The sequence below is a fragment of the Alteromonas sp. 38 genome (genome assembly GCF_902506055.1).
GTDB classification, from domain to species: domain Bacteria; phylum Pseudomonadota; class Gammaproteobacteria; order Enterobacterales; family Alteromonadaceae; genus Alteromonas; species Alteromonas lipotrueae.
Window position 1 is genome coordinate 3,406,396 of record NZ_LR733300.1, and the last position, 22,962, is coordinate 3,429,357.

The following is a 22,962-nucleotide window of genomic DNA, read 5'->3' on the forward strand; positions in this document are numbered from 1 at the left end:
TAATTTTCAGAAGATAGTCTGTTTTTATCTCCATCTCCCCTTATTTATTTTTACCACTTTCTAGCCGCTTTCCTATCAAGTGCCAATGGAATCCCCACATTAATTTAAACTTACTATATAGTCAGGTGCATCTTGATATGGCAATATTTGATTAATTCAATGGCCTGGGTTTTGTTGGCCGACTAGATAAGGAAAATCTATGCTGATAAACGCGCGCAAATGTACTGGTGTTGCTCTAGCTGTAACTGTTGCCATTCTAAGTGGTTGTGGAGGCAGTGGCGGAGGTGGCAGTACCACCACACCGGTAACCCCGACGACACCGGTAAGCAGTGCCCCTTCTTGGGAGCCTGGTGTTTTTGAATCACAATCTACTTTCATCGCGAAGTGTGAAACGCCAAGAACCGGCTCAAATCCTTTCACAGGCAGTGCTTATCCTGATTCACAAGGCTCGGCATTAGAAGAAAAGCTATGGTTACGTTCATGGACTAACGACACCTATCTTTGGTACGACGAAGTACCTGATAATGATCCCGAGAATTTCTCGGTATTGGCCTATTTCGACCAATTGAAAACCACAGAGTTAACGCCAAGTGGCACACTAAAAGATAACTTTCACTTTTCTCAAGATACCGCTGAATATAATGAGCTAACCCAAACCGGTGTCTCTTCAGGCTATGGATTTGATTGGGAGTTTGTTGCTAGCACTTCGCCCCGAGAGCTTGTGGTTCGTTTTACCGAACCTGACTCACCTGCAGCGTTAGCCAATGTACCTCGTGGCGCTTCATTGATTACGGTTAATGGTATCGACTTCGTTAATGACAATACCCAAAGCGGTGTAGACGCTATTAACACAGCCTTGTTTCCAGCTAATCCTGGCACGGTCACAAGCTTCGAATTTGAGTTGATTGACGGCAGCCCACTGGTAGTAGATATAACCTCCGCTGATGTAAGCGTAACGCCAGTGCAAAACGTTAGCGTGCTAGATACTGAAATTGGCAAAACAGGTTACTTTCAGTTCAATACCTTTATTCGCACAGCCCAAGATGGCCTTATCGATGCGTTTGATTTATTCGTAGATGAGAATGTAACCGAACTGGTAATAGACCTGCGTTACAACGGTGGTGGTTTACTAGCATTAGCTTCTCAGGTTTCCTATATGGTAGCAGGCCCTAGCCAAACCAATAACGCTATTTTCGAAACCACGCGCTTTAACGATAAGAGCGGCACAACAAATCCGGTAACCGGTGGCACGGTGCAGGCAACCCCATTTTATAGCAGCGAAATTGACTATAACGCCGGCGTGCTAACGGACACTTTATTACCTAGTTTGTCGCTTACACGTGTTTACGTGATAACCACGGGTTCAACGTGCTCTGCCAGTGAAGCGGTAATGAACGCATTGCGGGGTGTCGATGTGGAGGTGGTACAAATAGGCTCCACCACCTGTGGTAAACCATACGGTTTCTATCCTACTGATAACTGCGGCGAAACCTATTTCACTATTCAGTTCCAAGGCGTGAACAATAAAGGCTTCGGCGATTACTCTGACGGTTTTATGCCGGTAGCATCCCCTAGCTTCGACTTCGAACTACCTGGCTGTGATATAGAAGACGACTTTACAGCAGTGTTAGGTAATCCTGAAGAAGGAATGTTGGCAGCAGCCTTGGAATATTCTGCTACCGGCAGCTGCCCTGTGGTTGCTTCAACAGAGGAGCTCACTAAGGCTAACGCTTTAGGCAATCAAGAAAGCGCTGCTAGCACGTCGAATAGCCAAACCGGAAATGCCCTGCTATCTATCGATAACCCGAATACGCGTAGAAACACCTTTATTTTGCACAATAAGGTTAACGAACCTGTAATTGAGGAGCGCCAGTAATGGCGCTTTTTAAGCTAGTTTTAGGTGCTGGTGCCATTTCATTTGCTTTAGCAAGTGGGTGCGCAATAACCGCAGTGCCAAGTGAAAATGACTTAGTTGACGCGCTTACTGACGACTTGAGTTTTGCCCAGAAACAGATAATAGAGACTAAAATTAGCGACTGGTTTGGCGGTGTAAAAGTTACCCTTGCCGACGATGTATTTTCTGAATCTTCGCAAGTTAGTATTGAGCGTAAAGCGCACTTGGACGAGAGAAGGTTACCTATTGAGGGAAGGCACAATAACCCCGCATTTACGTTTACGTTGCTGACCGATGGAAAGGACTGTGTATTGCGTAACGACCAAACTGGTGATATTGAAAAAATCGCTGAGATGACTTGTTTGGCAGAAGCAAAGTGAGAAAAGAAAGAAGGGCATAGTACATAAGTACCTTTAAAATACGTAGCCCCTTTCTATGGCTTAACTAAATTGCTAGGAGCGAACATGAAGTTATGGATTAAGATTCTTTTGGTTTTGTTGGGGGTCATACTTATCCTTGTTGTGTGGGCGGCAGTGTTGGATAAAGAATTTACGGAAACCAGTAATGCCGCCTATAGACAAAGTACCGGCGTTTTATTTAAAGAAGCAGGCATATCCCCTCAATCGAATTTTGTGAATACACAAGGGCCAGTTAAACGTGTTCATTATTACGAAATGGGTGAAGGCGAGCCTTTAATTCTGATCCATGGCGGGGGGGGTTATGCTTCACAGTGGTTTACTATCATGGAAGAACTGGCTAAGTCTTACCATTTGTTTGTTTTGGATCGCCCAGGAAGCGGCTTAACCGACAACTTTAGCTATGATGGTGTGAACCTGACGAAACATGGTGCAGAGTTCATTCGATCTTTTATGGACGCTTTAAATTTAGACAGTGCCCACTTGATAGGACATTCGATGGGTGGACTTTTCAGTGTGAATTTTGCAGATATTTACCCAGAACGCGTGAGAAAGCTTGTGTTGATTGGGCACCCAGCAGGAGGCACCACAACGATCCCGCCCCAAGTTATTTTGATGGGCCTACCGGGCGCCAATAAAATACTATTAAAGCTAATTGGCAAACCGACAGTTGAGGGAAGTAAGGACTTTCATGGCATGATGCTGGCGCATAAACCGGAACAATTATCTGATATCTATTGGCAAAATGATGTTAATGCCCAGCTTATTCCCGGAAATGCTCGCACATTCAATTCACTGCTTGAAAACTGTATAGAATTTGGCGGATTTAAAGAGGAATTCCTGATCCAAAATACATTGTTTAGCCTATCCCACAACGTGACTTTTATTGTTGGTGATAAAGATGTTTGGGACACTATTGAAAATGCTGAATATTTAGTATCAAAAATGAACAACGCCTCTATTCACATTATCAAAAATGCCGGTCACTTACCTTGGCTCGATGCGCCTGAAGAAAGCGGGCAACTAATTTTGAATGCATTGAAAGGAAAGAATTAGGTAGGGCAGAGTACTTTTGAGACAAAGCAATAATGTACTCTGACCTTATTTAGCTTCGCGTTAGCCACAGCACTTCTTATATTTTTTACCACTACCGCAAACACAAGGGTCGTTACGTGCAGGGGCTTTTTCTACTGTTACAGTGCCTTTTTTATTTAGTATTACTGTTAACGCTTGTATAGATTCGACCGCGCCTTCCGTGGTATCAACTGTAATATCTGCATACAAACCAGCTTCTGCCACTAATGCCTTTACTTCATGTTTTCGAGCTTCATTAGTTACTACTAATTTAAGCGGATATTTTTTACTACCGGCAATACGGCTAGCGTTTCGTTCATAACCGTATGTTAGGGTCGTTTGACGGGCGTCTTTACGACCTTTAAAAAAAAATTTATCTGACATTTGGTGTTCCAAATATTTAAAAGTAGAAGGTAGGTATCATCATTAAACCGTCACAAAAACTCGCTAACCAACCTGTGTTTTGGATGAGAGATATCAAACTGAAGTGATTTTCACCATACACTTCAATTTGAGAACCATTAGCTATCTATTTCTAATCCATTTTAACGAGGGAAAGTCATAATATCTTTGCCTACATTAACGCGTCTATAATGCTGTCTAGTCGTTCTAAACTCATGAGGAGCAATAAAAACAGGGGGAAGCTTTACTTACAGGCGTTACTTATCCGAGATTCAGGTTGAATAACACACCGTAAATAATAAAGAGTAATGTGATGATCTGCTTATGCCTATTCTACTACAAGTGCAAAGCCCACACATAATCTACTTGAGATTAACCTAGCCTATAGAACAAAAATAAAGCGGGGCCAGAGTACTTTTTCCAAATAAAATTCCTTCTGCACATACTCTCACTCCCTTTTTCTTACTGTCTTTTCGACTAGCTTTAGCAAGTACAGGGTTGTGGTGATAGCTAAATTTATTCAACGAAGTAATAACCGTGACCTAAGTACCATGATGCAAGCTTTAGGCGCGTGTATGTTAGATATTTTAACCAAAAGTACAAGCGGACTGGAAGGCGATGGGAAGGCAGGCCATCAAACCACGGTGCCATTGAGTGAAACGCAAAACTTCGCTTAAAAGGCTCTGGCTAATGTACTCATCTCAAGTATTCGGTTAATGTGCTCAGTTAATATATTTTGCCCCATTAATTCTAGAAATGAGACTACATAATGCAACCACACGACCACTCACCGCTAGATGACTTTGTTGAATATCCAGAAAATGAAATGATGTCGCGCAGCGCTGACTTTTTGCAAACGATGCAACGCAGGCACAGCATTCGCCATTTTAGCGACAGGCCTGTAGACAAAAAGGTTATCGAAAACTGCCTTTTAACGGCTGGCACTGCGCCGAGTGGTGCCAACCACCAGCCTTGGCATTTTGCAGCAATTAACTCCGCCACGGTAAAGCAAAAAGTAAGGGAACAAGCTGAAGCACATGAGCGTGGATTTTATGAAGGACGTGCTGGGAAGCAATGGCTTCAAGACCTCAAACCGTTAGGCACAGATTCAAGTAAACCGTACTTGGAATTAGCACCTTGGCTTATTGCCGTCTTTAGCCAGAAGTCTGGCGAAACAGAAAGCGGAGACAAACGCCAGAATTACTACGTTCATGAGTCGGTAGGCATTGCTGTGGGAATACTGATTACCGCCTTGCACAATGCGGGTTTGGCAACGCTAACTCACACACCAAAGCCCATGAACTTTTTAACGCAAGTGTGTAGCCGTCCAGAAAATGAACGGGCTTATATGCTGATTGTTGCCGGCTACCCCGCTGCTGAAGCCACTATTCCAGCTCATGCAAAGCAGAAAAAGTCACTTGAAAGCATCGCCAGCTTTCTTTGATAAGATAAATCGGCTCTAAGTGCTATGGATTAAAGGGCTTATAGTTTGTAATAAATCTGAGCGTTTTAAGTCGTTTCTATTTCCAAGAGGTGATTGTAAAAGTGCATGGCATGCGCTTTCTCATATTCCTGCTTGTTTAGATTTCCATAAGCAAAGTGCTCTGCCAATGGCCCTGTGTAGTGGCGAAATTTAACCATTGCCGCTCTAAAGCGAGTGTATGCAGAATTAATATCTCCGCGTTCTTCAATTGAAGGAGCGCCAGGGATTGCTTCGCTTAAACCGTGCGTCATTTCTTGTCTTGCAGAAAAAACAGAGAAGGCCATCTTGCCCACAGTATTTTTGAATAAGTCGGATTTATGCTCAGGATAACCCAACATTGAGAATTCGACACTTTGCGCACAATGAATAAGAATTTTATAAAGATCCCAATCACCTAGCGTCAATACATCTTGTTTGATTACTTTATCTAACGTTTGAATTGAGGCATCGATACTCAGTGCTTTACTACTTGATTTACCGTCAAGCCATACTATGCCGGTTGCACCTATAGCTGCACCTCCAGCAATAATACCCAAAAGAAAGTTTCTACGATTCATCAATTTATTCCACAAGCGGTAACACTATATTAGGTAAAAATGGGGGCTTGCTACGCGTGCGCGTACTTACGAATGCCCCCTGCTCCATTATTTATTTGGCACAATCAGATACTTTTCACCAGTCTTCTTCGCATTGTATAGCGCTACATTTTCTGGCTGAAGCGCTTCTTCAAGGCTTAATTCTTTGGTGTAAGAAGACGCAAATGTGGTATTTATTTCAGTGGCCACCTTCTTGTAAAGCTCACCCACGCGCTGTTTATTTAATTTACCAAGGAAGCGCATTAGTAACCAACCACCTATTCCCCACGTCATACCATAAGCACGGTTCAAAATGGTTGGAGAGAAATCTAGGCCGCCGTATATATACACTTGCTTGTTGCTGTCAGAACCATAGGTGTTGAAGCCTTTGGCATCTTTACTGCCAGACGCTTCCATCATGGTAAGAATGTCGCTTACTAACTCGCCGCCGCCAATGGCATCGAAGGCTAAAGTTGCGCCTGTTTTATCTATCGCTTGGTAAAGCTGGGCTTTAAAGTTTTCGCTAGTAGAATCGAGCACAATTTTAGCGCCCAAATCTTTAAGAATTTCTACCTGTTGCTGACTACGTACAATGTTAACCAAATCTACACCTTCTTCTAGGCAGATTTTGTTTAGCATTTGGCCCAAGTTAGATGCCGCTGCGGTATGTACTAAGGCTTTATGGCCTTCCATACGCATGGTTTCTACCATACCCAGTGCAGTCAACGGATTTACAAACGAAGACGCCGCTTGCTGCGCCGTTGTGCTTTCCATATGCGGCAAACACGCTTGAGCTGGAACACATGCATATTCGGTGTAAGCTGCGCCAGTAAGGATAGAAACGGTTTTACCCATTAGTGCTTGAGCTTCAGGGCTGCTACCAGCTCCAACAACGGTTCCCGCTCCCTCATTACCAATAGGTAACGTTTGATCAAGACGCGACTTAATACGCATTAACAATGGTTGATGTACCGGTGCAACTAAGGCATTTTTGCTGGCATCAAAGGTTGCTTTATCAAGGCTGGCTGGGCCGAACATGGGCCACATATCGGAAGGATTGATAGGTGAAGCTTCCATACTAACAATCACTTCGTGTGGCTTGGGCTCTGGCACATCTACCTCTTTGATAGATACCTCTAGTTCGCCTTCTGATTTGATAAGCGTAAAAAGCTGTTTGGATTTATTCATTTTGGTTGTCTCGCTATGTTAATCAAGATCTACGTGTGAGCTAAGCTAACATGACGTTAACATCAGTAATATTTATATTGGTAATATATATAGGTGCAGATGAGTTATAAAAAATAAAAAAGGGGGCAGTGTACATTTTACGTGAAAAGTACTCTGCCCCCATTATTTGCGCTCTTATTTAATCCGTCTTCGGAGAGCCATTTTCGTTAAATTCAGCAATTGCCTCGCCGGAGCTCTTCCAACGTTCACGCTCTTCATCGCTTGCTTTAGGTGAATACAACCCTGTATACGCATAGAAAATACCAATTAATGGCGCAGTCCAACAGGCAAAGGCCAGCGGAATGTACAGTAGGTTTTCAAGGTTATCGCCAGATACGCCTAAACCCAGAGCAGTGATCACGAATGCTCCACCCGCATTCCATGGAATAAGTGGCGACATCAACGTGCCCCCCTCTTCAATGCCCCTGGCAAGGTTCAAGGTGGAATAGCCCATTCCTCGGTATACCGGTGAGTACATACGCCCAGGTAACGCCACTGACAAGTAGGGGTCACCAGCTACTAAATTAGTCGCAAATGCGGTTCCAACTGCGGCAGTTTGTGTGCCTGCAAATGTGGTTGCTTTGCTCTTTATCGCATTAATAATACTTCGCAAACACCCTGTGGTTTCAAGCGCGCCACCAAAACCTAGTGCAATGAGTACAAGCGAAATAGTCCACATCATTGACTGAATACCACCACGGTTTAATAAACCATCAATCTCAGAAATACCTGTTTCAATCGAGTACCCGTTATTGGCAAAATCAAATATCGACTGTAAGTTCTGCCCTTGGGTAATCATTGCCATTGCACTACCCACTACAACACCAGCGAATAGAGAGGGCAATGGCGGGCATTTCTTAAGTGCCAGCGCCATTACAACGACAGCAGGTAGCAGTGCCCAGGCAGAGATATAGAAGTTATCTTGTAGCGCGTTAGTAATACCCGAAATTTTTTCAAATGAAACGCTTTGCGTGTCGATAACAAAAAAGCCAACGGCTATGTAAATTACCAATGCTATTAACATGGCCGGCATTGTGGTCGCCATCATATTTTTGATATGAGAAAACACATCGGTTCCCGTCACCGCTGGGGCCAAATTTGTAGTGTCAGATAAGGGCGAGACTTTATCACCAAAGAAAGCACCAGATACTACCGCTCCGGCCGTCCAGTACATAGGAATATCGAAGCCCTCGCCAATACCCATTAATGCTAATCCAACTGTACCGACACTTCCCCAACTGGTCCCTAAGGAAACAGAAACCACTGCGCATATTATCATGCCAGCAGCCAAGAAGATTTCGGGAGATAGGGCTTTTAGCCCATAGTAAATAATGGTGGGAACGGTTCCGCTGGCTATCCAAACACCTATAATCATGCCAACGGTAATGAGGACCGACACCGATGGTAAAGCAACATGAACCACGTGAAAAATACCTTCTCGGATATCTACCCAAGTGAGTCCCAAATACATGCCAACCAAACTGGTTAGCGCTAGCCCGATAGTTAGCGGAATGTGTGGTTCGAATACGCCAAAATAGAATATCTGGGTACCCAAGATAATAAGGGTTAGCACCACAGGGGTTAAAGCAAGTAACAAACTGGGTGTGACAGGTTGCTTGTCATTCATGTCAATGTCCGTTATTTAGAAATCCATTCTTAAATCACATACGGTTATTAGCCTTTAACAGATCGGCTAGAAAAAAGTGCCGCTAGTTCACTGCTCTTAATTTTCAACACTGGTATACTAGTTAAGCAAATTAAATAAACACAGAGCACCTTTATCAACAATGACTAAAACCCAACACCATTTAGCAGGCAATGAGTGAAGATACCTAAACGCCTACAACCCCTCGTCGATGATGGTTTAATTGATGAAGTACTAAGCCGCTTAATGAGCGGGAAAGAAGCCGATGTTTTTGTTGTTCGCTGTGGTGAACATGTTCGTTGCGCAAAGGTTTATAAAGATGCGGTTAAACGTAGCTTTAAAAAAGCGGCGCAATATCAAGAAGGTCGAAAAGTGCGAGGCGGTCGACAAGCACGTGCTATGGGCAAACGTTCTAGCTACGGACGCCAAATAGAAGAAGAGATTTGGCAAACCGCAGAGGTTGACGCCCTATCTCGCTTAAACGAAGCTGGCGTGCGTGTACCAGATACATACTGCTGTATAGACGGCGTGCTGCTGATGGAGTTGGTGTCGGATGAACACGGCGATGTAGCCCCCCAATTAGGGCATGTTAGCTTCAGCAAAGAAGAAGCAATAGCCCAGCATAAACTCATGATGCACAATATTATGCTAATGCTTTGCACGGGCATTATTCACGGCGACTTGTCTGAGTTTAACGTTCTTGTTGATGACAAAGGCCCTGTGATTATCGATTTGCCACAAGCGGTGAATGCCTCAGCCAACAACAGTGCTGAAGCCATGTTTGCTCGCGACGTTAATAACATTCGCCGTTACTACGGCGAGTTTGCCCCTGAGCTATTGAATACTAACTACGCAAAAGAAATGTGGGCGCTGTTTGAAGAGGCTAACCTAACGCCTAATTCTGTCCTTACGGGTGAGTTTGAAGATAACAGTGAAAATGCTGATGTCGACGCAATTCTTGAAGAAATACAAGCAGCTGCAGACGAAGAGCAAGAACGGTTAGCGCGTATTAATTTTTCGGATGATGATAATTAAGGGGAGCAGAGTACTTAAAGTTATCGCGTTACCCGCCGTTGCTCAATGCTTATTTTAACCGCACGAAATTGAAATAGGATTAAATGCTAGACGCAAAATTTAGTAGGTGCTAAATTTACGCCGCATTCGCAAAGCAATGTGATTTTATAAGGACATTTAAATGGAATTAAGAAGTAAATTAACAGCATCTTTGGTCGCACTTATTGCGGTTTCTTCGCCAGCTTTAGCTGATGACCATACTGCTAAAGGCCCGAAATGGGATCTTGCTGAACTCGGTTATGTGCAAACTGAAATCGACGACGATGACTTTTCTCCGTCAGGCTTCAACGCCTCATTCTCTAAAACGCTTGGTGAAGGTTTCTACCTCACTGGACGCTATCGTGATGTGAGCGAAGATGTAAATGTTTTTGGCCTAGACATTGAAGTAGAGCTATCCCAACTGTCATTGGGTGGTGGGTATCGCTTTAATGTAACAGAAAGCACCGATGTATTTGCCCAAGTGACCTATGAAAACTTGGAGGTGGGCGCTTCAGCTCAAGGTAATTCGGAATCTGAAGATGACAATGGTTTTGGTGCCACTATCGGCGTACGCGCTATGGTGACAAACGCACTGGAGCTGGGTGCTCACATCGGTTACCTAGATATTGCCGAAGAGTCAGAAACGGCTTTGGGCGTATCTGCATACTATTACTTTACTGACAACATCGCGGTAGGTGCCACCTACGAAGCATGGGATGGTGTAGATTTTATAGGCCTGAATGCCCGTTACGCATTTTAACGGACTGGTAGGTAATCAAAGCCCGATTTACCCGGGCTTTTTTGTGCTCTTTCAATTTACCCTAATTAGTTTTACTTGCTAGGTATCGGGCTGAAGTTTTATTAAACGGCCGCCTTCTTTGTCTTCAAGTACATATATGTTGCCCTTGTTATCTTGTTCCACCTCACGAACCCGTTTACCCCATTCGTAACGTTCCGCCTCTTCCACATTCCACTTTTGACCGTCTCGACTGAAAGTAACCCGCACTAACGCTTCTGAAGACAACCCGCCTATGAAGCCATTCCCTTTCCAGTCTTTGTACATGTCACCCTTATAGATAATAAAACCCGCTGGGCTTATAGCAGGTACCCACGCATTTTCTGGAGCTTTATAAATCGGGTAATCTTCGTGATTCGGTATTTTTACACCGGAATAATGGTCGCCCTGCGAAACAACGGGGTAGCCGTAGTTGCGCGCTTTTTCAATAATATTAAGCTCATCACCATGACGGGGGCCCATTTCATGGGACCATAAATTCCCCTGTTCGTCGAAATCAATACCCAATGGATTACGGTGCCCTAGCGTCCATATTTGCTCTGTCACGCTACCGTTGCCATAAAATGGATTATCCTGTGGCACGCTTCCATCTGCATTTAAGCGCAAAATTTTTCCCAAGTTCATCGCCATGTTTTGCGCTGGCGTAAATTTCTGCCTGTCTCCTGACGTAATAAACAAGTAGCCGTCCGGCGAAAACGCCATACGATGTGAATAGTGCCCGTTTCCGGTTACTTTCGGTGATTGATGCCAAATAAGTTCTCTGTCAGACAAGTTTGCGCCGCTATCAGAAATATTTAGCGTTGCCCGCTCAATCACAGCCCCACTGTAGGCATCGTCTTTAGGATCGCGCTCTATGTAGGAAATATAGATGGTGCTATTCGTTTTAAAATCAGGGTGAACAATTACATCACCTAAACCACCTTGCCCTCGCGCTTTAACGTTGGGAGTGCCGGTTACTGCAAAGCGTTTTTGTTGGTTTTTATCAAGTAACCATAGTGTGCCAGCCTTTTCTGTTACTAAACTATGTCCATCAGGTAAAAATGCCATTGCCCAAGGGTTTTCGAATGATGTTATTGCTTTTCCGACAAGCATCGTGCCCTTACTGCCTTTCAGCTCAACCTGAGTTGGAAAATCAGGCTGAGCCGACGCACCGAAGGAGGTTGCTAGAATGGTAAAAAGAAGAGTCAGCTTTTGTCGCGTGTTAGGTTTTCGCATGGTCGTTGTTAACCTTGTAAAAGGTTCGCGTAATACTTGTCACACCTAAATGTGGCACGCAAATGATGATTAATAACGATGTTTACGCGTGTTTATTGGGTACGGCTCACTTGCGCTAACATCAGCTAATTTTACCTTTTTTCACAGCTCGTCATCACTCTACCGATAGGATGATGGCGGGCTATTGTGGTATCTAGCCCAAAGACGCCTAAACTGCCTTGGGTCTTCAAACCCACACCGCTGGGCGATTTCTTCTACCTGTAACGGCGAGTGCTGCAAGAGTTGCTGGGCTAAACTCAATCGCAATTTGTAAATATACTCTTTACTAGTAATGCCGGTGCTGTCTTTAAATAGGCGTGCAAAGTGGCGTTTACTGCAATGCCCTAAATCAGCCAGTTCTTCTACACTCCAATTTTTAGCGGGGTCTTGCTGAATCTTATCTTGAATTCTATGAATTCTTTGCTGTAAATGGTTTCTGTGCTCCAGATACGGTGACAAACTAGGATCTTGCATACCTCTGCGAATAAACAAAACCATTTGTCTGGCTATCTTTGCAGATACTTGGGGGCCAACGTGCTGCTGTACCAAGTGAAGCGCCAAATCAATTCCAGCTGATACGCCAGCACTCGTATACACATTGCCATCTTGCACAAACAATCGATTTTCAAGTACTTGTTTAGCGGTGAGTAAAGCAGATAACTCATTGCAATGCATAAAGTGTGTGGTGCATTTTTTATTATTCAGCAACCCGGCTTTCGCCAACACCAACGCACCCGCACAAACACTGATCACTTTGGCAAATTGATGTTGTGCTAACCACCCACACACCTTATGAAGCGAAGGCGTATCAAGCTTAATTTCATTACCCACCATGCCGGTTACTAATAGCCAAGCATTTGGTTCAACGGTAGTTGGCAGAGAGTCTACCGACAACTTCATACCAAGTGAGTTTTTAAGCGAAGTCTGCGGCCCAACAAAATACAGTTTAAAATGGTTTTTTCCGTAGCGATTTGCATAAGCAAAAACCTCTGCTGGCCCCACCACATCTAACATCAACAGCTCTGGTAGCAATACTATATAGATGGGTATTATTTCGGTGTCGGCCTTTGTATTAGCATTAGTTTCAAAAGTGGCAGCAGAATCGGTCATTATAAACTCACCGCCGCTGCTTTACGGCGAAAGCGCCCACCAAAGGTATTAAGTAGCAGGCCAAACAATACCAAAATAATACCCAACCACTGCATAGGCGTAATACTTTCACCAAGCATGAGCGCAGCAGAGCTTAGCCCTACAATAGGAACGCCTAATGACAAAGGGGCAATTTGGCCAGCCGGATAACGGGTTAATAGATAACTCCAAAGCCCATACCCCGTAATGGTGGCCCCAATCGCCAGATACAGTAAAGCACCAAACGACACCCAACTAAACCCACTTAAACTAGTAATAATTAGCTCTGGCCCTTCAATAAAATAACTGCCGATGAAAAATGGAATAGGCGGTACCCATGCACTCCATACCACTAAATTTACGTTCGAATTAAAGCCCCGATTGCTAATGCTTCTTGCGCTAATATTACCCAATGCCCAGCTTGCCGCACCCGCCATGGTTAAACCGAACCCAAGGGCTGTGATGCTATGTTCATCCTTACTTAGTGCGATAAAAGTTAAGCCAAACGCGGCAATAAAAAAGGCCCACACCTGATAATTTTTTATTGATTCTTTTAGAAAAAACATAGCAAAAATCATGGTAAACATCGCCTGTGCTTGCAGCGCAAGCGACGCTAACCCAGCGGGCATCCCATAGGCCATAGCTGAAAATAAAAATGCAAATTGCAGGAAACTAATGGGCACAGCATAGGCCACCCACCATATAAACGGGGTGTTCGGTCGTTTGAAAAATAACGCCCCCACCGATGCGACTAATAAAAAACGCAAGCCTCCCATTAATAAAGGAGGCATACCTTCTAACCCCCAAGCAATAGCAACAAAATTTACGCCCCATACCACCACAATAAATATAGCGATCAATAAATCCTTTCCTAACATACCCTACCCTTTTTCGCTGATATTAATTGATTAGCGTTGATGCGCCGGAATATGTTTCATTTTGTCTACAAATGTAGTGATTTCTTGCTCACTGAGTTGTCCGACGACCTTCTCGTTACTTGCACTATGATGCTGCAAACCCAAACCCGGACGATACGCTTTTACGGGGCGTATAGGCCTTCGTTGCAAGTCACCGCCGCAGTTAGGGCAAACTCCTTGCAAAATTCCTTTTAAACAATCTTCACAGAACGTACATTCGTAAGTGCAAATATAGGCATTTGCTGAGTTAGCAGGTAAAGATGCATTACAGCATTCGCAATTAGGTTTAAGTATTAACATAGAGATATGCACTGATGATTGTTCATTACGATACTATGCCTGTTTGCACATGGATGATAGGGCAAAAACTTATTCTTAGCGGGTCAAAAAGGCCATAAGTAGGGCTAAACTACTTTTAGGGAGAAGAGGCGCTGAGTTTCACCATTCTTAATGAACTTATAATTACAATTAATTTTAGATATAGTATTTAAAGTAGGTCATAAATCTTAAAATAATTATAGAGGGAACTTATGAGGGCTGTTTGGGATTGGCTGGTAACGCATCGCGCTATATCAGTTTTTATCGTACTGGTTATCTACGGGTTTGGACTATTGGTTATTGGAGCTTATAAGGGTATTTACCTCCAAGATATAACGTGGGTAGCAAAAGAAGTTCCCGTTAGTGACTCATATACCATTTCATTTTATGCTTCAGCAGCGCAAGATTTTTGGTTTTTCTTTTTTGTTGGTGCAATAGTCTCACTTCTATTTACTATTTCGCCCAAAGAAGAATGTATCGAAAACAAAATTAACTTTTTATTTAGAGATGTTCCCCACAATGGCTCTCTTATGGAGTTTCTAAAGGAAAAGTTTAACGAGAATTCTTGCAAATTGATTTCCGCAAAAAAGGAAATCTCTGTATTAGAAGAAGACAGTGGTTTCTTGAACCTTTCAATCTATTCTAAATTCGAGATACTCAACATGCATCACTCTACTCCACTGAAAGACGAGTTTGGCATTTTAGAGGTCTACACAGATGATACCGTATTAAAAAGTCCTAACCACGAAAATTGGGGAAGAATAACTCGGTGTGAGTTAATCCGAAAAAATGGTAAATCGAACGTTGTAGAGACTGGCCGAATATTGAAAGGCTCAGAGCCTTATAAGAGGAAGTACGACATTGAACTTGCCCCAGGAGAGGTTGCTGAAATAATAATCAACTACGATTTATGGGTTGATAAAAAAGAGAGTTTCAAAATAACCCCCTCATTTTTCACAGATATTTATGACGTTTATGTATCTAGTCAGTTAAGTCGTCCTTTGTTAGTAGATTATAAAACGAGGACCGACACTCAGGTAGGGCCCGTATCTCAGGAACAGAAGACGGTACATCAAGAAATGGTGGAAATCGGCAGTTTCTCAAATTTGAGGGTTGATTTAGATTCAATACACTTAAAATTCAACTAACCCAATGAATTATATAATTATTTTTATTGGCTGCAATTACCAAAATAGTTTAAAATAATATAATAACTAAGGAGTTTAATATGACTGTTAATAGTGGATGCAAAGGATAGCATTGAAGTTAGGGTTCTAGCTTCGTGAAAAGGTAGTTTCCCCCCCTATCTAAGGCTTTACTGCTAATATCATCGGCGTTGTCCACCTATCAACGCCTGCTGTTTTTTCTGGTGATTGTTTCCTGATAAATTGGGTCAGTGTGCTTTATCGTAGACTGTGTACTCTGCCCCTATTATTCAAGTATTATGGCGCCAATGTTAATACCTCGCGGGCTTCCCTCTATGTCATTTTGCGCTTTAGGCTTATGTACCGAACTTGTAAACACCGTTGCTGAAAAAGGCTATATCACGCCTTCACCAATTCAACAGGAAGCTATTCCAGCAATATTGAGTAAGCAAGATCTTATCGCGATAGCACAAACAGGAACGGGGAAAACAGCGAGTTTTTCACTGCCTATTTTGCAGCTATTGGCAGATATGCCACGCCCAGAACCCAATTGTATAAGAGCCCTGATCATAGCTCCAACTCGAGAGCTTGCCGCACAGGTTGCCCAAAACGTAGAACAATATAGCCAGAATTTAAAAGTCCGCTCAACGGCCGTGTTTGGTGGCGTGCGGATTGAACCTCAAAAATATGCGTTAGCGCAAGGTGTTGATATTCTCATCGCAACGCCAGGGCGTTTGGTAGACTTATACGAGCAAGGTGCAATCAACTTCGATCTTCTTGAAATATTGGTGTTAGATGAAGCTGACCGCATGTTGGATTTAGGGTTTGTTGACCATATTCATCACATACAAAAGCTTCTGCCTGAAAAACGTCAAACCCTGCTATTTTCCGCCACATTTTCAAAAGAAATTAAAACATTAGCAAACACGATGCTGAGCAACCCTATGACTATTGAGTTAGCAAAGGCCAATGATCATATCGAGAAAATCACGCAAGTATTACATCCGGTAGACAAAGAGCGAAAAAACGAGCTTCTCATTCACCTTATTGAAAACAATGACTGGTCTCAAATATTGGTATTTACGCGCACTAAACGAGGCGCAGATGGCTTGAGGAATGAACTCGAAGCGAAAGGTATTGTTGCCGAGTCTATTCATGCAAACAGAACGCAACAAGCACGCACATTGGCGTTAAATGGTTTTAGAAGCGGCACTATTAAAGTACTTATTGGAACAGACCTAGCCGCTAGAGGCATTGATATTCAGCAATTGCCATGCGTGATTAATATTGACCTCCCCTATGTAGCTGAAGACTATATTCATAGAATAGGACGCACGGGTAGAGCATCGTCAAAGGGCTTAGCGATATCACTTTTCAGCGACGATGAAGCCAAACAATTGAAATCAATCGAACGTCTTCTTGGCAGGCAATTTAAAAAGACATTTATTACTGGGTTTACGCCAAAGCCAAAACCTAAGCCTCCTGCTGCTAAGGTAGAAGAAGACTTATACGGAAATTTTGAAGCTGACGATAAACCAAAGGTTAAAGGCCGTTCAAAAGGTCGTAGAAAGCGCCGCTAGTTCAGGAAAAGGAAATAATGGAGTCAGAGTACGTTAAACAGATAGTACACTTTAGATAACCTACGTTAAGGAATGTCCCCTGCCCCCATTATTTCAGCACTTTCATCGCTCAAAAAACACATCAACTAAATCGGCAAGGGTCTCTTCCAACTCTTCTTCGAAAACATCAATATCGATATCAAAACTATTCATATACTTGTCTGCATTCTCACGCGACACAGTAATGTTTTTCATTTGAAATTCTAGCTCAGGAAGTGATTTATCGTAACGGGGTTTCACAACCCAACGCAAACAATGACCGCGGTTGTCTTTCAGTTTTTGTTTTGCAAAAACACAAAATTCCTCGACATAGTCTGCTCCTTGCGGGCCAAGGCAGCCAGGTTCAATACGACACATCACCAACAATTTTTTGTACAGAGGGAGTCGAGTTTCCATTATATCTTTGAATAGTTTAAAAATTTGATTATCAGCAAATTCAGACCATATTGCCAGTGTAAATAAAGGAGTCGAATATTTTTGAAAAAGTAATGTACCCGGCTCCTTTTATTCTATTCTGCTTGCGAAGCGTATTCGTTATGCATTAACCATGCATAAGCGGTAGTGAAGGCAGGTTCTTGAAACTGCTTCAAACCCGTTTCGGCAAAAGGCACTGCAATTGGGTTTCTGCGTATAGACTCTTTAATATCAGTTGAGCTAAATACAACAACATCTAACCCTTCAATCAATTCAATAACCGCTTCTAATTTGAAGCCAATAGCGCTTCCAGCAAATTTACCTTTGCTTTGACGCTGGCGAATTATCACAGCATCAATTTTGTAGTCGGCAACAAGTTTAGCGAAAGTACTTTGAAAGCTTTTGAGCCCTTTAGCACTGGTATCGGCTAACGTTAACCGGCGTGTACGGCAGTCGGGAACATGAAACAAACCATCTATTAACGACAATAGACACACATTCGCTTCGTTACCTTTTAAATCTACACCACAGACTTTCATATTCATTCCTATTTACATTTATCAGCCATTATAGCGTGTTTTGCTAATGATATTTATCAACACTCAGCTTTCTTTGCCAACATCATAATTTTTGCTATGAAAATGGCAGCAGATGGCTTCCTATCAAATCACTTACTCGCTCAATTTTAAAATCATAAATGGGTTTGAACGTTTATTAAGCTGTCTTTAAGACTGTTTTACTTACGCTCAAGAAGTAGAAAGGGAATATCATGATAATGGTCAACTCCAGTTCGAAGGATTTTATATAGAAAAAAATGGCGATATCATAGCCAACTACAGAAGATAATTTAAAAACGGTGAGCTAGAAACTCGGTTAGTTACCGTTCCTGAAAAACCGGGGTTTGAGAACTTCACAGTAGTGGGTTATGTCGCCCCCGGTTTATTGTCGAGAAGCTTTACCATTGAAAATGGAAAGTTTCTGGGTGACTTCGTATTTAATGAGTATTATGAAAATGGCGATATGCACACACGCATTTCAGGGTCGTCAACGTTGCCGCAATTGACTTACAAGGAATATTACAGCAACCGTAAAATTAAGACTGAAGTTACAATAGAGTTTGATAAGGAAAGAAAACTTCTACTATTACATCATGTATAACGCCGAGCTGTTTGCCGACCAATTTATCAGTCAAAATACATCAGGCACCTTCATTAGCTATCATCCAAACGGTAATATCGCAGTTAAAAGCAGTTTTGTTGATGGTGAGTAAGAAGGGGAATTTCTGTATCTAACGCCTAACAACGAAATTTTAAAAAATACACCGTCAAGAACGGAGAAGAAATTGGCCCAGGCGAGGTGAACACGTTTTACAGCAATGGCCAACAAGAAACTCATACAGAGACCTACAACGGCTTAAAAAGCGGCCTTAGGAGTTTCAAGAAGGGTATGTGGAGAGATTATGAATACCATTCGAATGGTAACTTAGCCGAAGAAACTACCTATATAAATGAATACAAGTCAGGAAAATATCAAAAGCTCGATGAAAATGGCAGAATTTTAAAAGCAGGAAAGTATTTGGCGAATGAGATGCACGGCGTGTGGCAGCTATATGATGAAGCCCATTGAAAAACAATTTATGGGAAATACGACAACGGTGAGTTAATCAAGGCAGCAAATAACCTTTTCAATACGATAAAAGCGAAAAATTTATGCGACGAAACTTTATCTGTTCTTACTTTTGTAGAGGACGATTGGCAAATCGAAGGCTGGATAAGTATAGCACCCAACTCAACTAAAAAGATTTTAGAAACACAAGCCAGTGCTTACTTCGTTTATCTCGAATCTAATACGTTCAATTGGTCTGGCTCAGTGGAAAGACGGTATCAGGATGATGAATATGGATTTTCAGAAGTGGCGCTAGAGGACGAGTTTTGTAAAGGTTATACGCAAGTTATTAATTGTGATTAATGAAAAAATGGGGTCAGAGTACTTTTATAGTAATGTACTCTGACCCCTTTTATTCCACTTCTATTACTTAAAGTTGAATTACGTTATCGCCGCTGTCCCTGTCGATCATTTTCACGAAGGGGTCTACCCCCACATAGGCAGGCTTTTCTTCCACCGTAACGGTAAAAGTATTTTCTCCGCTAACGAGCTTGTGCTTCTGGTTGTAAAGCACTTTGGTGTCGCCAGACACGTCCTCGGGATCGCCGCTAAACAACGCGATATCGATGTACTCATTCACTGCGCCTTCAGTCTCACGCCCCGCGCCATCAGCCTCAAATTTCGCAGCCGCAACGGTCATGGTCACTTCGAACTTACCGTCGCTGGTTTGTTCTGCGTCTGCTGACAACATTTTCAAGTCATATAGCGTGATGCGCTCAAACAAATCGGCAATAAACTGCTGCTCTTCTTCTGTGGCCTGGGCGTTTAGCGCAGCTTGAAGATCTAGCGTAGTCGGATACGGGTTATCACTGAACTTATACTCCTCTAAGAAGTTTTTAAGCGCGGTATTAACACGTTCCTCCCCTAAACGGTCGAGAATAGCCATCATGACTACCGAGCCTTTGCGGTAGTGAATATACTGCTGATTCTCACTACGCATGAACGGCATTTCCTCAATAAGCTCGCTGCCGCGATCGCGTAAGTAACGGTCGAGTTCGTATTTAAGGAAGCGGCGCATCTTGTCTTCGCCAAAGCGTTCACGCAGCACCATTATGGCACTGTACTGAGACAAACTTTCAATAATAATAGACTGCCCCTGCACATTCGCCGCCCCTACCTGATGTCCCCACCACTGGTGTGCAACTTCATGTGCCGTAACATAGTACACGTAGTCTATATCTTCCGGGTCGCGCAAATCCGCGATAAAACCAATTTCCTCCGAGTACGGCACGGTATTAGCAAAGCTCTGTGCAAACGAGCGATAACCTGGAAACTCTATAATGCGCATCTGTCGGTGTTGATAAGGGCCAAAGGCGTTGGTGAAATAATCCAGTGAATCCTTCACACTTTGTACCATCACATCCACGTTCCAGTTATGTTCTGGGTGATAATACACCTCGATATTTACACCGTTGTGAGCGTCCTTTTTAACGTCATGGCGTGCCGAGAGGTATGAGAAGAAATTCACGATAGGGGCATCCATTTTATAATGAAAATAGCGACGCCCGTTCTCCTGCCACTCTTTTTGCAAGTAACCAGGTGCGATAGCAATCTGATCGCTGCTAGTAGACACGGTAGTTTCAAAGTCGATAAAGGTTACGCCTTTACCAAAGCCACTTTCAGCGTAGCGTGAGGAATCTTCCAATTGATATGAACGAGGGCGTTCTGGCAGATCGCGCTTGCGTCGCTCGTGCCTATCTGCAATCAGGTATTGTGGATTGAACCCGAAAGAAGGAAACAGCGAGTAATTGTCGATGAAAGTCCCATTTTCAGCCACTTGAAGATCGAAGTTACCGTCTTTAAAGCCCTTATGCTCACGCAATACTGACACGGTTCCGGTTCGGGTTTCGCCTGGCATCAAAGGCTCTTCAAACGTCATCCATGCTGCAGAGAGTGAGTCGAAACGTTCGCTAACTTGCGCGCCGGGAATAACGATACCCCACTCAGTAGTGAATTGAGGCACGGAAATTAGGGTGCGCGAAATGGGCTCATTAAATGGATTGCTTACTGTAATGTCTGCAGATACTTCGACACGGCGGGCTTCGGGATAAATATCAACATTCGCATTAACACGGGTTACCACCGGAATAAAATCGTCCTCGTACTGAGCGAATTGCCGTTCGTATTCAGCCTGTAACTCGAAACCTTCATCTTGTGTAAGATACGTATTCACTACCTTGGTATTATAATGAATGTAGCCACCTGTAAGCACGAATACGATGAGGCTTGCCGCCAACACCGTTTTTCCGGAAGTACCTAACTGATAACCCAGTAGCTTGAAACGGTGTTTTAGTGAAACTTCCGGCCCGCGCTGCCACATGGCATAACCTACAGTGAAAAGAGCCAGCGATAGCGCGCTCCAGTAAAGCATATACCAAGCAAATGGCCCTAAGAACCAGCCCCAGCCGTTTAAGTCTGAGTACAGCACTTGTGGGGCGTCACTAAAGCTCCACATATTATGCTCAAGCCCAAGCTCAGCAAACACTAAGCTAATAATGAAGTAAGCCACAAACAGCAGCATACCCACAAATTTATTCGGGCTTAACACCTGAATAAAGAATGCCAACACGGCCAGTAGCGCCCACGGTACCCAGGACACAAAATAGATCCCAATTAGATAGGTGCCGAAATCAAAATCAAAGTAGCCCTGCGTAGCCTGATAAATGACCGCAAAAGCAATACCAATTGCGAACAGCAAAGCGGTTACTGCCCACATCGCAAGCAGCTTAGATACCCAGAACACAAGGTTAAACGCAGGTGTAGAATCGATAATATCGCCCATCCCCGATCCACGCTCGCGCCAGACAATTTCACCACTATAGTAGGTGATGACGATAAGCATCATCAGCCCGTAACTTTCGCGAATGAATTCGACCATCTTGTAAGTCAACGGCCAATTTGAAGTGCCGTAAATGCCCCCAATAGGCACGAAGTACAACGCAGTAAGGTTGAACAGCGTGAATATCATTAGCACAAGCAGCGCAGGGCTAAACATTACTTGGCGCATTTCGAAGCCGATACGGGTTAGTAACTTACTAAGCTGTTCGCCATGCTGCGATTTTATGGTTAGGTTCAGGCTTTGTGGTGGTGGAATTTTTGATGCTTTTGTGGGCTTCTCTTTACGGGCTTTCTGCTGCCAGCGCATTTGATAAATGCTGCCGACGGTTGCCAAAATAACCGCGCCTATGCCAAGCCAAATCAAACGGTTTTGTAACAACACACCTTCTAACGACACAACGGCGGTGTTCTTATCAAATACGGTCCAATAACGGGTTACCTCTCCATAGGTGCGCAGGCCAAATGGGTCTAACAGTGCACCGATAGTGCGGAATTCCGGCTCAGACGTTACCACTCCGCTTATAAGGTAAAAAATAAAGATCCCCATGGCTACCAGATACGCCGCCATCATTGAGCGAAGGCGCTGGGCAATAGCGTAAAATATCATTCCCAATGCAAGCATGCTGGGCACTGAGAAGTAGAAAAAGGTGGTCAAATAGAAGCTTAAGTTCGTGGGCCCTATCCGTTCCTGATCTATCCAAGGCATCAACGAGCCTAATAAAATAGCGATGGGGACCATAGCAAATACGCAAAGGCTGACCAGATAGGCGCCAAAAAAACGGCCTAAATGATACGGCAGCGGTGTAATGGGTCGCGTATAGACTAGTTCGCCCATGTTGCTGGAGTGATTGCGTGTAGCCGTACCGGAAACAAAGTTAACCAGCAGGAATAACGCAAAAATACTCATGATTAGCGTGGTTTGAGTGATAGCAAACGAGCCGTTATAGAGTACGTTACCACCGCCACCAATACGCACATTGTCGGTGGTTGTAGCCATAAAGGGCAATAGGAAAAACGCCAGCATGGTGACGTAAAATGAGGGTTGGCGAAGATAATATCGCCATTCAAAAGTGAGGCTGTTCAAAAACATCGTTATTCT

General features: G+C 43.4%; 20 protein-coding genes. 9 read left to right on the forward strand and 11 right to left on the reverse strand.

The features are described from left to right. Window positions 1–199 precede the first annotated feature (199 nt). From FLAVO9R_RS14835 to FLAVO9R_RS14845, 3 genes are all read left to right on the forward strand, one after another. Window positions 200–1,876, forward strand: a complete 1,677-nt coding sequence (locus FLAVO9R_RS14835; RefSeq protein ID WP_159532538.1) for a S41 family peptidase — start codon at window positions 200–202, stop codon at window positions 1,874–1,876. Further along, entirely contained in the window at window positions 1,876–2,274 is a 399-nt protein-coding gene (locus FLAVO9R_RS14840) for a hypothetical protein (protein WP_159532540.1), read from the forward strand. The genes FLAVO9R_RS14835 and FLAVO9R_RS14840 overlap by 1 nt, the downstream gene beginning before the upstream one ends. An 84-nt stretch (window positions 2,275–2,358) precedes the next feature. After that, window positions 2,359–3,366, forward strand: coding sequence for an alpha/beta fold hydrolase (locus FLAVO9R_RS14845; protein WP_159532542.1), 1,008 nt, complete (start codon window positions 2,359–2,361; stop codon window positions 3,364–3,366). A 60-nt stretch (window positions 3,367–3,426) separates the two neighbouring features. Here FLAVO9R_RS14845 and FLAVO9R_RS14850 read toward each other — a convergent pair whose 3' ends face one another. Continuing rightward, on the reverse strand, window positions 3,427–3,768 hold the full coding sequence (locus tag FLAVO9R_RS14850) for a PBPRA1643 family SWIM/SEC-C metal-binding motif protein (protein WP_159532544.1): 342 nt from the start codon (window positions 3,766–3,768) through the stop codon (window positions 3,427–3,429). 787 nt (window positions 3,769–4,555) lie between these two features. On the opposite strand from FLAVO9R_RS14850, the gene FLAVO9R_RS14855 reads away from it, so the two are divergent. After that, a complete protein-coding gene (locus FLAVO9R_RS14855; protein ID WP_159532546.1) occupies window positions 4,556–5,230 on the forward strand; it encodes a nitroreductase family protein in 675 nt (224 codons plus the stop codon). A 65-nt stretch (window positions 5,231–5,295) separates the two neighbouring features. Here the strand turns inward: FLAVO9R_RS14855 and FLAVO9R_RS14860 are convergent, their stop codons facing one another. The 3 genes from FLAVO9R_RS14860 to nhaC form a co-directional block, all read right to left on the reverse strand. Then, on the reverse strand, window positions 5,296–5,826 hold the full coding sequence (locus FLAVO9R_RS14860) for a DUF1569 domain-containing protein (protein WP_220099955.1): 531 nt from the start codon (window positions 5,824–5,826) through the stop codon (window positions 5,296–5,298). Between the two features lie 87 nt (window positions 5,827–5,913). Continuing rightward, window positions 5,914–7,032 (reverse strand): zinc-binding dehydrogenase, encoded by a 1,119-nt coding sequence (locus tag FLAVO9R_RS14865; protein ID WP_159532548.1) that lies wholly within the window; start codon window positions 7,030–7,032, stop codon window positions 5,914–5,916. 178 nt (window positions 7,033–7,210) lie between these two features. Continuing rightward, window positions 7,211–8,698, reverse strand: coding sequence for a Na+/H+ antiporter NhaC (gene nhaC / locus FLAVO9R_RS14870; RefSeq protein ID WP_159532550.1), 1,488 nt, complete (start codon window positions 8,696–8,698; stop codon window positions 7,211–7,213). A gap of 195 nt (window positions 8,699–8,893) precedes the next feature. On the opposite strand from nhaC, the gene FLAVO9R_RS14875 reads away from it, so the two are divergent. After that, on the forward strand, window positions 8,894–9,751 hold the full coding sequence (locus tag FLAVO9R_RS14875) for a PA4780 family RIO1-like protein kinase (protein WP_159532552.1): 858 nt from the start codon (window positions 8,894–8,896) through the stop codon (window positions 9,749–9,751). 160 nt (window positions 9,752–9,911) lie between these two features. Then, complete coding sequence (locus tag FLAVO9R_RS14880) at window positions 9,912–10,529, forward strand: outer membrane beta-barrel protein (RefSeq protein ID WP_159532554.1); 618 nt, start codon at window positions 9,912–9,914, stop codon at window positions 10,527–10,529. A 78-nt stretch (window positions 10,530–10,607) separates the two neighbouring features. On the opposite strand, the gene FLAVO9R_RS14885 is transcribed toward FLAVO9R_RS14880, so the two are convergent. The 4 genes from FLAVO9R_RS14885 to FLAVO9R_RS14900 form a co-directional block, all read right to left on the reverse strand. Then, window positions 10,608–11,780: a PQQ-dependent sugar dehydrogenase gene (locus tag FLAVO9R_RS14885; RefSeq protein ID WP_159532556.1), complete on the reverse strand. Its 1,173-nt coding sequence runs from the start codon at window positions 11,778–11,780 to the stop codon at window positions 10,608–10,610. A 159-nt stretch (window positions 11,781–11,939) separates the two neighbouring features. Further along, the gene (locus tag FLAVO9R_RS14890; RefSeq protein WP_159532558.1) at window positions 11,940–12,929 is read right to left on the reverse strand and encodes a GlxA family transcriptional regulator; all 990 of its coding nucleotides are present in this window, start codon (window positions 12,927–12,929) and stop codon (window positions 11,940–11,942) included. Then, window positions 12,929–13,825 (reverse strand): EamA family transporter, encoded by an 897-nt coding sequence (locus FLAVO9R_RS14895; RefSeq protein ID WP_159532560.1) that lies wholly within the window; start codon window positions 13,823–13,825, stop codon window positions 12,929–12,931. Before FLAVO9R_RS14895 ends, FLAVO9R_RS14890 begins: the two co-directional genes overlap by 1 nt. Window positions 13,826–13,855: 30 nt before the next feature. After that, window positions 13,856–14,164, reverse strand: a complete 309-nt coding sequence (locus tag FLAVO9R_RS14900) for a DUF1272 domain-containing protein (protein WP_159532562.1) — start codon at window positions 14,162–14,164, stop codon at window positions 13,856–13,858. A 230-nt stretch (window positions 14,165–14,394) separates the two neighbouring features. Between FLAVO9R_RS14900 and FLAVO9R_RS14905 the strand changes: the two genes are divergently transcribed. Together FLAVO9R_RS14905 and FLAVO9R_RS14910 are read left to right on the forward strand one after the other, a co-directional pair. Continuing rightward, complete coding sequence (locus tag FLAVO9R_RS14905; protein ID WP_159532564.1) at window positions 14,395–15,330, forward strand: hypothetical protein; 936 nt, start codon at window positions 14,395–14,397, stop codon at window positions 15,328–15,330. 332 nt (window positions 15,331–15,662) lie between these two features. Beyond that, window positions 15,663–16,907, forward strand: a complete 1,245-nt coding sequence (locus FLAVO9R_RS14910; RefSeq protein ID WP_159532566.1) for a DEAD/DEAH box helicase — start codon at window positions 15,663–15,665, stop codon at window positions 16,905–16,907. A 102-nt stretch (window positions 16,908–17,009) separates the two neighbouring features. On the opposite strand, the gene FLAVO9R_RS14915 is transcribed toward FLAVO9R_RS14910, so the two are convergent. Together FLAVO9R_RS14915 and FLAVO9R_RS14920 are read right to left on the reverse strand one after the other, a co-directional pair. Next, window positions 17,010–17,342 (reverse strand): hypothetical protein, encoded by a 333-nt coding sequence (locus tag FLAVO9R_RS14915; protein WP_013783016.1) that lies wholly within the window; start codon window positions 17,340–17,342, stop codon window positions 17,010–17,012. Window positions 17,343–17,455: 113 nt separating this feature from the next. Then, window positions 17,456–17,899 carry a DUF3010 family protein gene (locus tag FLAVO9R_RS14920; protein ID WP_159532568.1) on the reverse strand — a complete coding sequence of 148 codons (444 nt, stop codon included), beginning with the start codon at window positions 17,897–17,899 and terminating at the stop codon, window positions 17,456–17,458. Window positions 17,900–18,716: 817 nt separating this feature from the next. Here FLAVO9R_RS14920 and FLAVO9R_RS14925 point away from each other — a divergent pair. Further along, window positions 18,717–18,986 carry a hypothetical protein gene (locus FLAVO9R_RS14925; protein ID WP_159532570.1) on the forward strand — a complete coding sequence of 90 codons (270 nt, stop codon included), beginning with the start codon at window positions 18,717–18,719 and terminating at the stop codon, window positions 18,984–18,986. A gap of 409 nt (window positions 18,987–19,395) precedes the next feature. Here the strand turns inward: FLAVO9R_RS14925 and FLAVO9R_RS14935 are convergent, their stop codons facing one another. Beyond that, window positions 19,396–22,953 (reverse strand): ABC transporter permease/M1 family aminopeptidase, encoded by a 3,558-nt coding sequence (locus FLAVO9R_RS14935; protein ID WP_159532572.1) that lies wholly within the window; start codon window positions 22,951–22,953, stop codon window positions 19,396–19,398. Window positions 22,954–22,962 lie beyond the last annotated feature (9 nt).

What these genes read in the sequence shown, in the direction of transcription:
- FLAVO9R_RS14835 (WP_159532538.1), top strand. Translation starts at nt 200, where the DNA reads ATGCTGATAAACGCGCGCAAATGTACTGGTGTTGCTCTAGCTGTAACT.
- FLAVO9R_RS14840 (WP_159532540.1), top strand. Translation starts at nt 1,876, where the DNA reads ATGGCGCTTTTTAAGCTAGTTTTAGGTGCTGGTGCCATTTCATTTGCT.
- FLAVO9R_RS14845 (WP_159532542.1), top strand. Translation starts at nt 2,359, where the DNA reads ATGAAGTTATGGATTAAGATTCTTTTGGTTTTGTTGGGGGTCATACTT.
- FLAVO9R_RS14850 (WP_159532544.1), bottom strand. Translation starts at nt 3,768, where the DNA reads ATGTCAGATAAATTTTTTTTTAAAGGTCGTAAAGACGCCCGTCAAACG.
- FLAVO9R_RS14855 (WP_159532546.1), top strand. Translation starts at nt 4,556, where the DNA reads ATGCAACCACACGACCACTCACCGCTAGATGACTTTGTTGAATATCCA.
- FLAVO9R_RS14860 (WP_220099955.1), bottom strand. Translation starts at nt 5,826, where the DNA reads ATGAATCGTAGAAACTTTCTTTTGGGTATTATTGCTGGAGGTGCAGCT.
- FLAVO9R_RS14865 (WP_159532548.1), bottom strand. Translation starts at nt 7,032, where the DNA reads ATGAATAAATCCAAACAGCTTTTTACGCTTATCAAATCAGAAGGCGAA.
- nhaC (WP_159532550.1), bottom strand. Translation starts at nt 8,698, where the DNA reads ATGAATGACAAGCAACCTGTCACACCCAGTTTGTTACTTGCTTTAACC.
- FLAVO9R_RS14880 (WP_159532554.1), top strand. Translation starts at nt 9,912, where the DNA reads ATGGAATTAAGAAGTAAATTAACAGCATCTTTGGTCGCACTTATTGCG.
- FLAVO9R_RS14885 (WP_159532556.1), bottom strand. Translation starts at nt 11,780, where the DNA reads ATGCGAAAACCTAACACGCGACAAAAGCTGACTCTTCTTTTTACCATT.
- FLAVO9R_RS14890 (WP_159532558.1), bottom strand. Translation starts at nt 12,929, where the DNA reads ATGACCGATTCTGCTGCCACTTTTGAAACTAATGCTAATACAAAGGCC.
- FLAVO9R_RS14895 (WP_159532560.1), bottom strand. Translation starts at nt 13,825, where the DNA reads ATGTTAGGAAAGGATTTATTGATCGCTATATTTATTGTGGTGGTATGG.
- FLAVO9R_RS14900 (WP_159532562.1), bottom strand. Translation starts at nt 14,164, where the DNA reads ATGTTAATACTTAAACCTAATTGCGAATGCTGTAATGCATCTTTACCT.
- FLAVO9R_RS14905 (WP_159532564.1), top strand. Translation starts at nt 14,395, where the DNA reads ATGAGGGCTGTTTGGGATTGGCTGGTAACGCATCGCGCTATATCAGTT.
- FLAVO9R_RS14910 (WP_159532566.1), top strand. Translation starts at nt 15,663, where the DNA reads ATGTCATTTTGCGCTTTAGGCTTATGTACCGAACTTGTAAACACCGTT.
- FLAVO9R_RS14915 (WP_013783016.1), bottom strand. Translation starts at nt 17,342, where the DNA reads ATGGAAACTCGACTCCCTCTGTACAAAAAATTGTTGGTGATGTGTCGT.
- FLAVO9R_RS14920 (WP_159532568.1), bottom strand. Translation starts at nt 17,899, where the DNA reads ATGAAAGTCTGTGGTGTAGATTTAAAAGGTAACGAAGCGAATGTGTGT.
- FLAVO9R_RS14935 (WP_159532572.1), bottom strand. Translation starts at nt 22,953, where the DNA reads ATGTTTTTGAACAGCCTCACTTTTGAATGGCGATATTATCTTCGCCAA.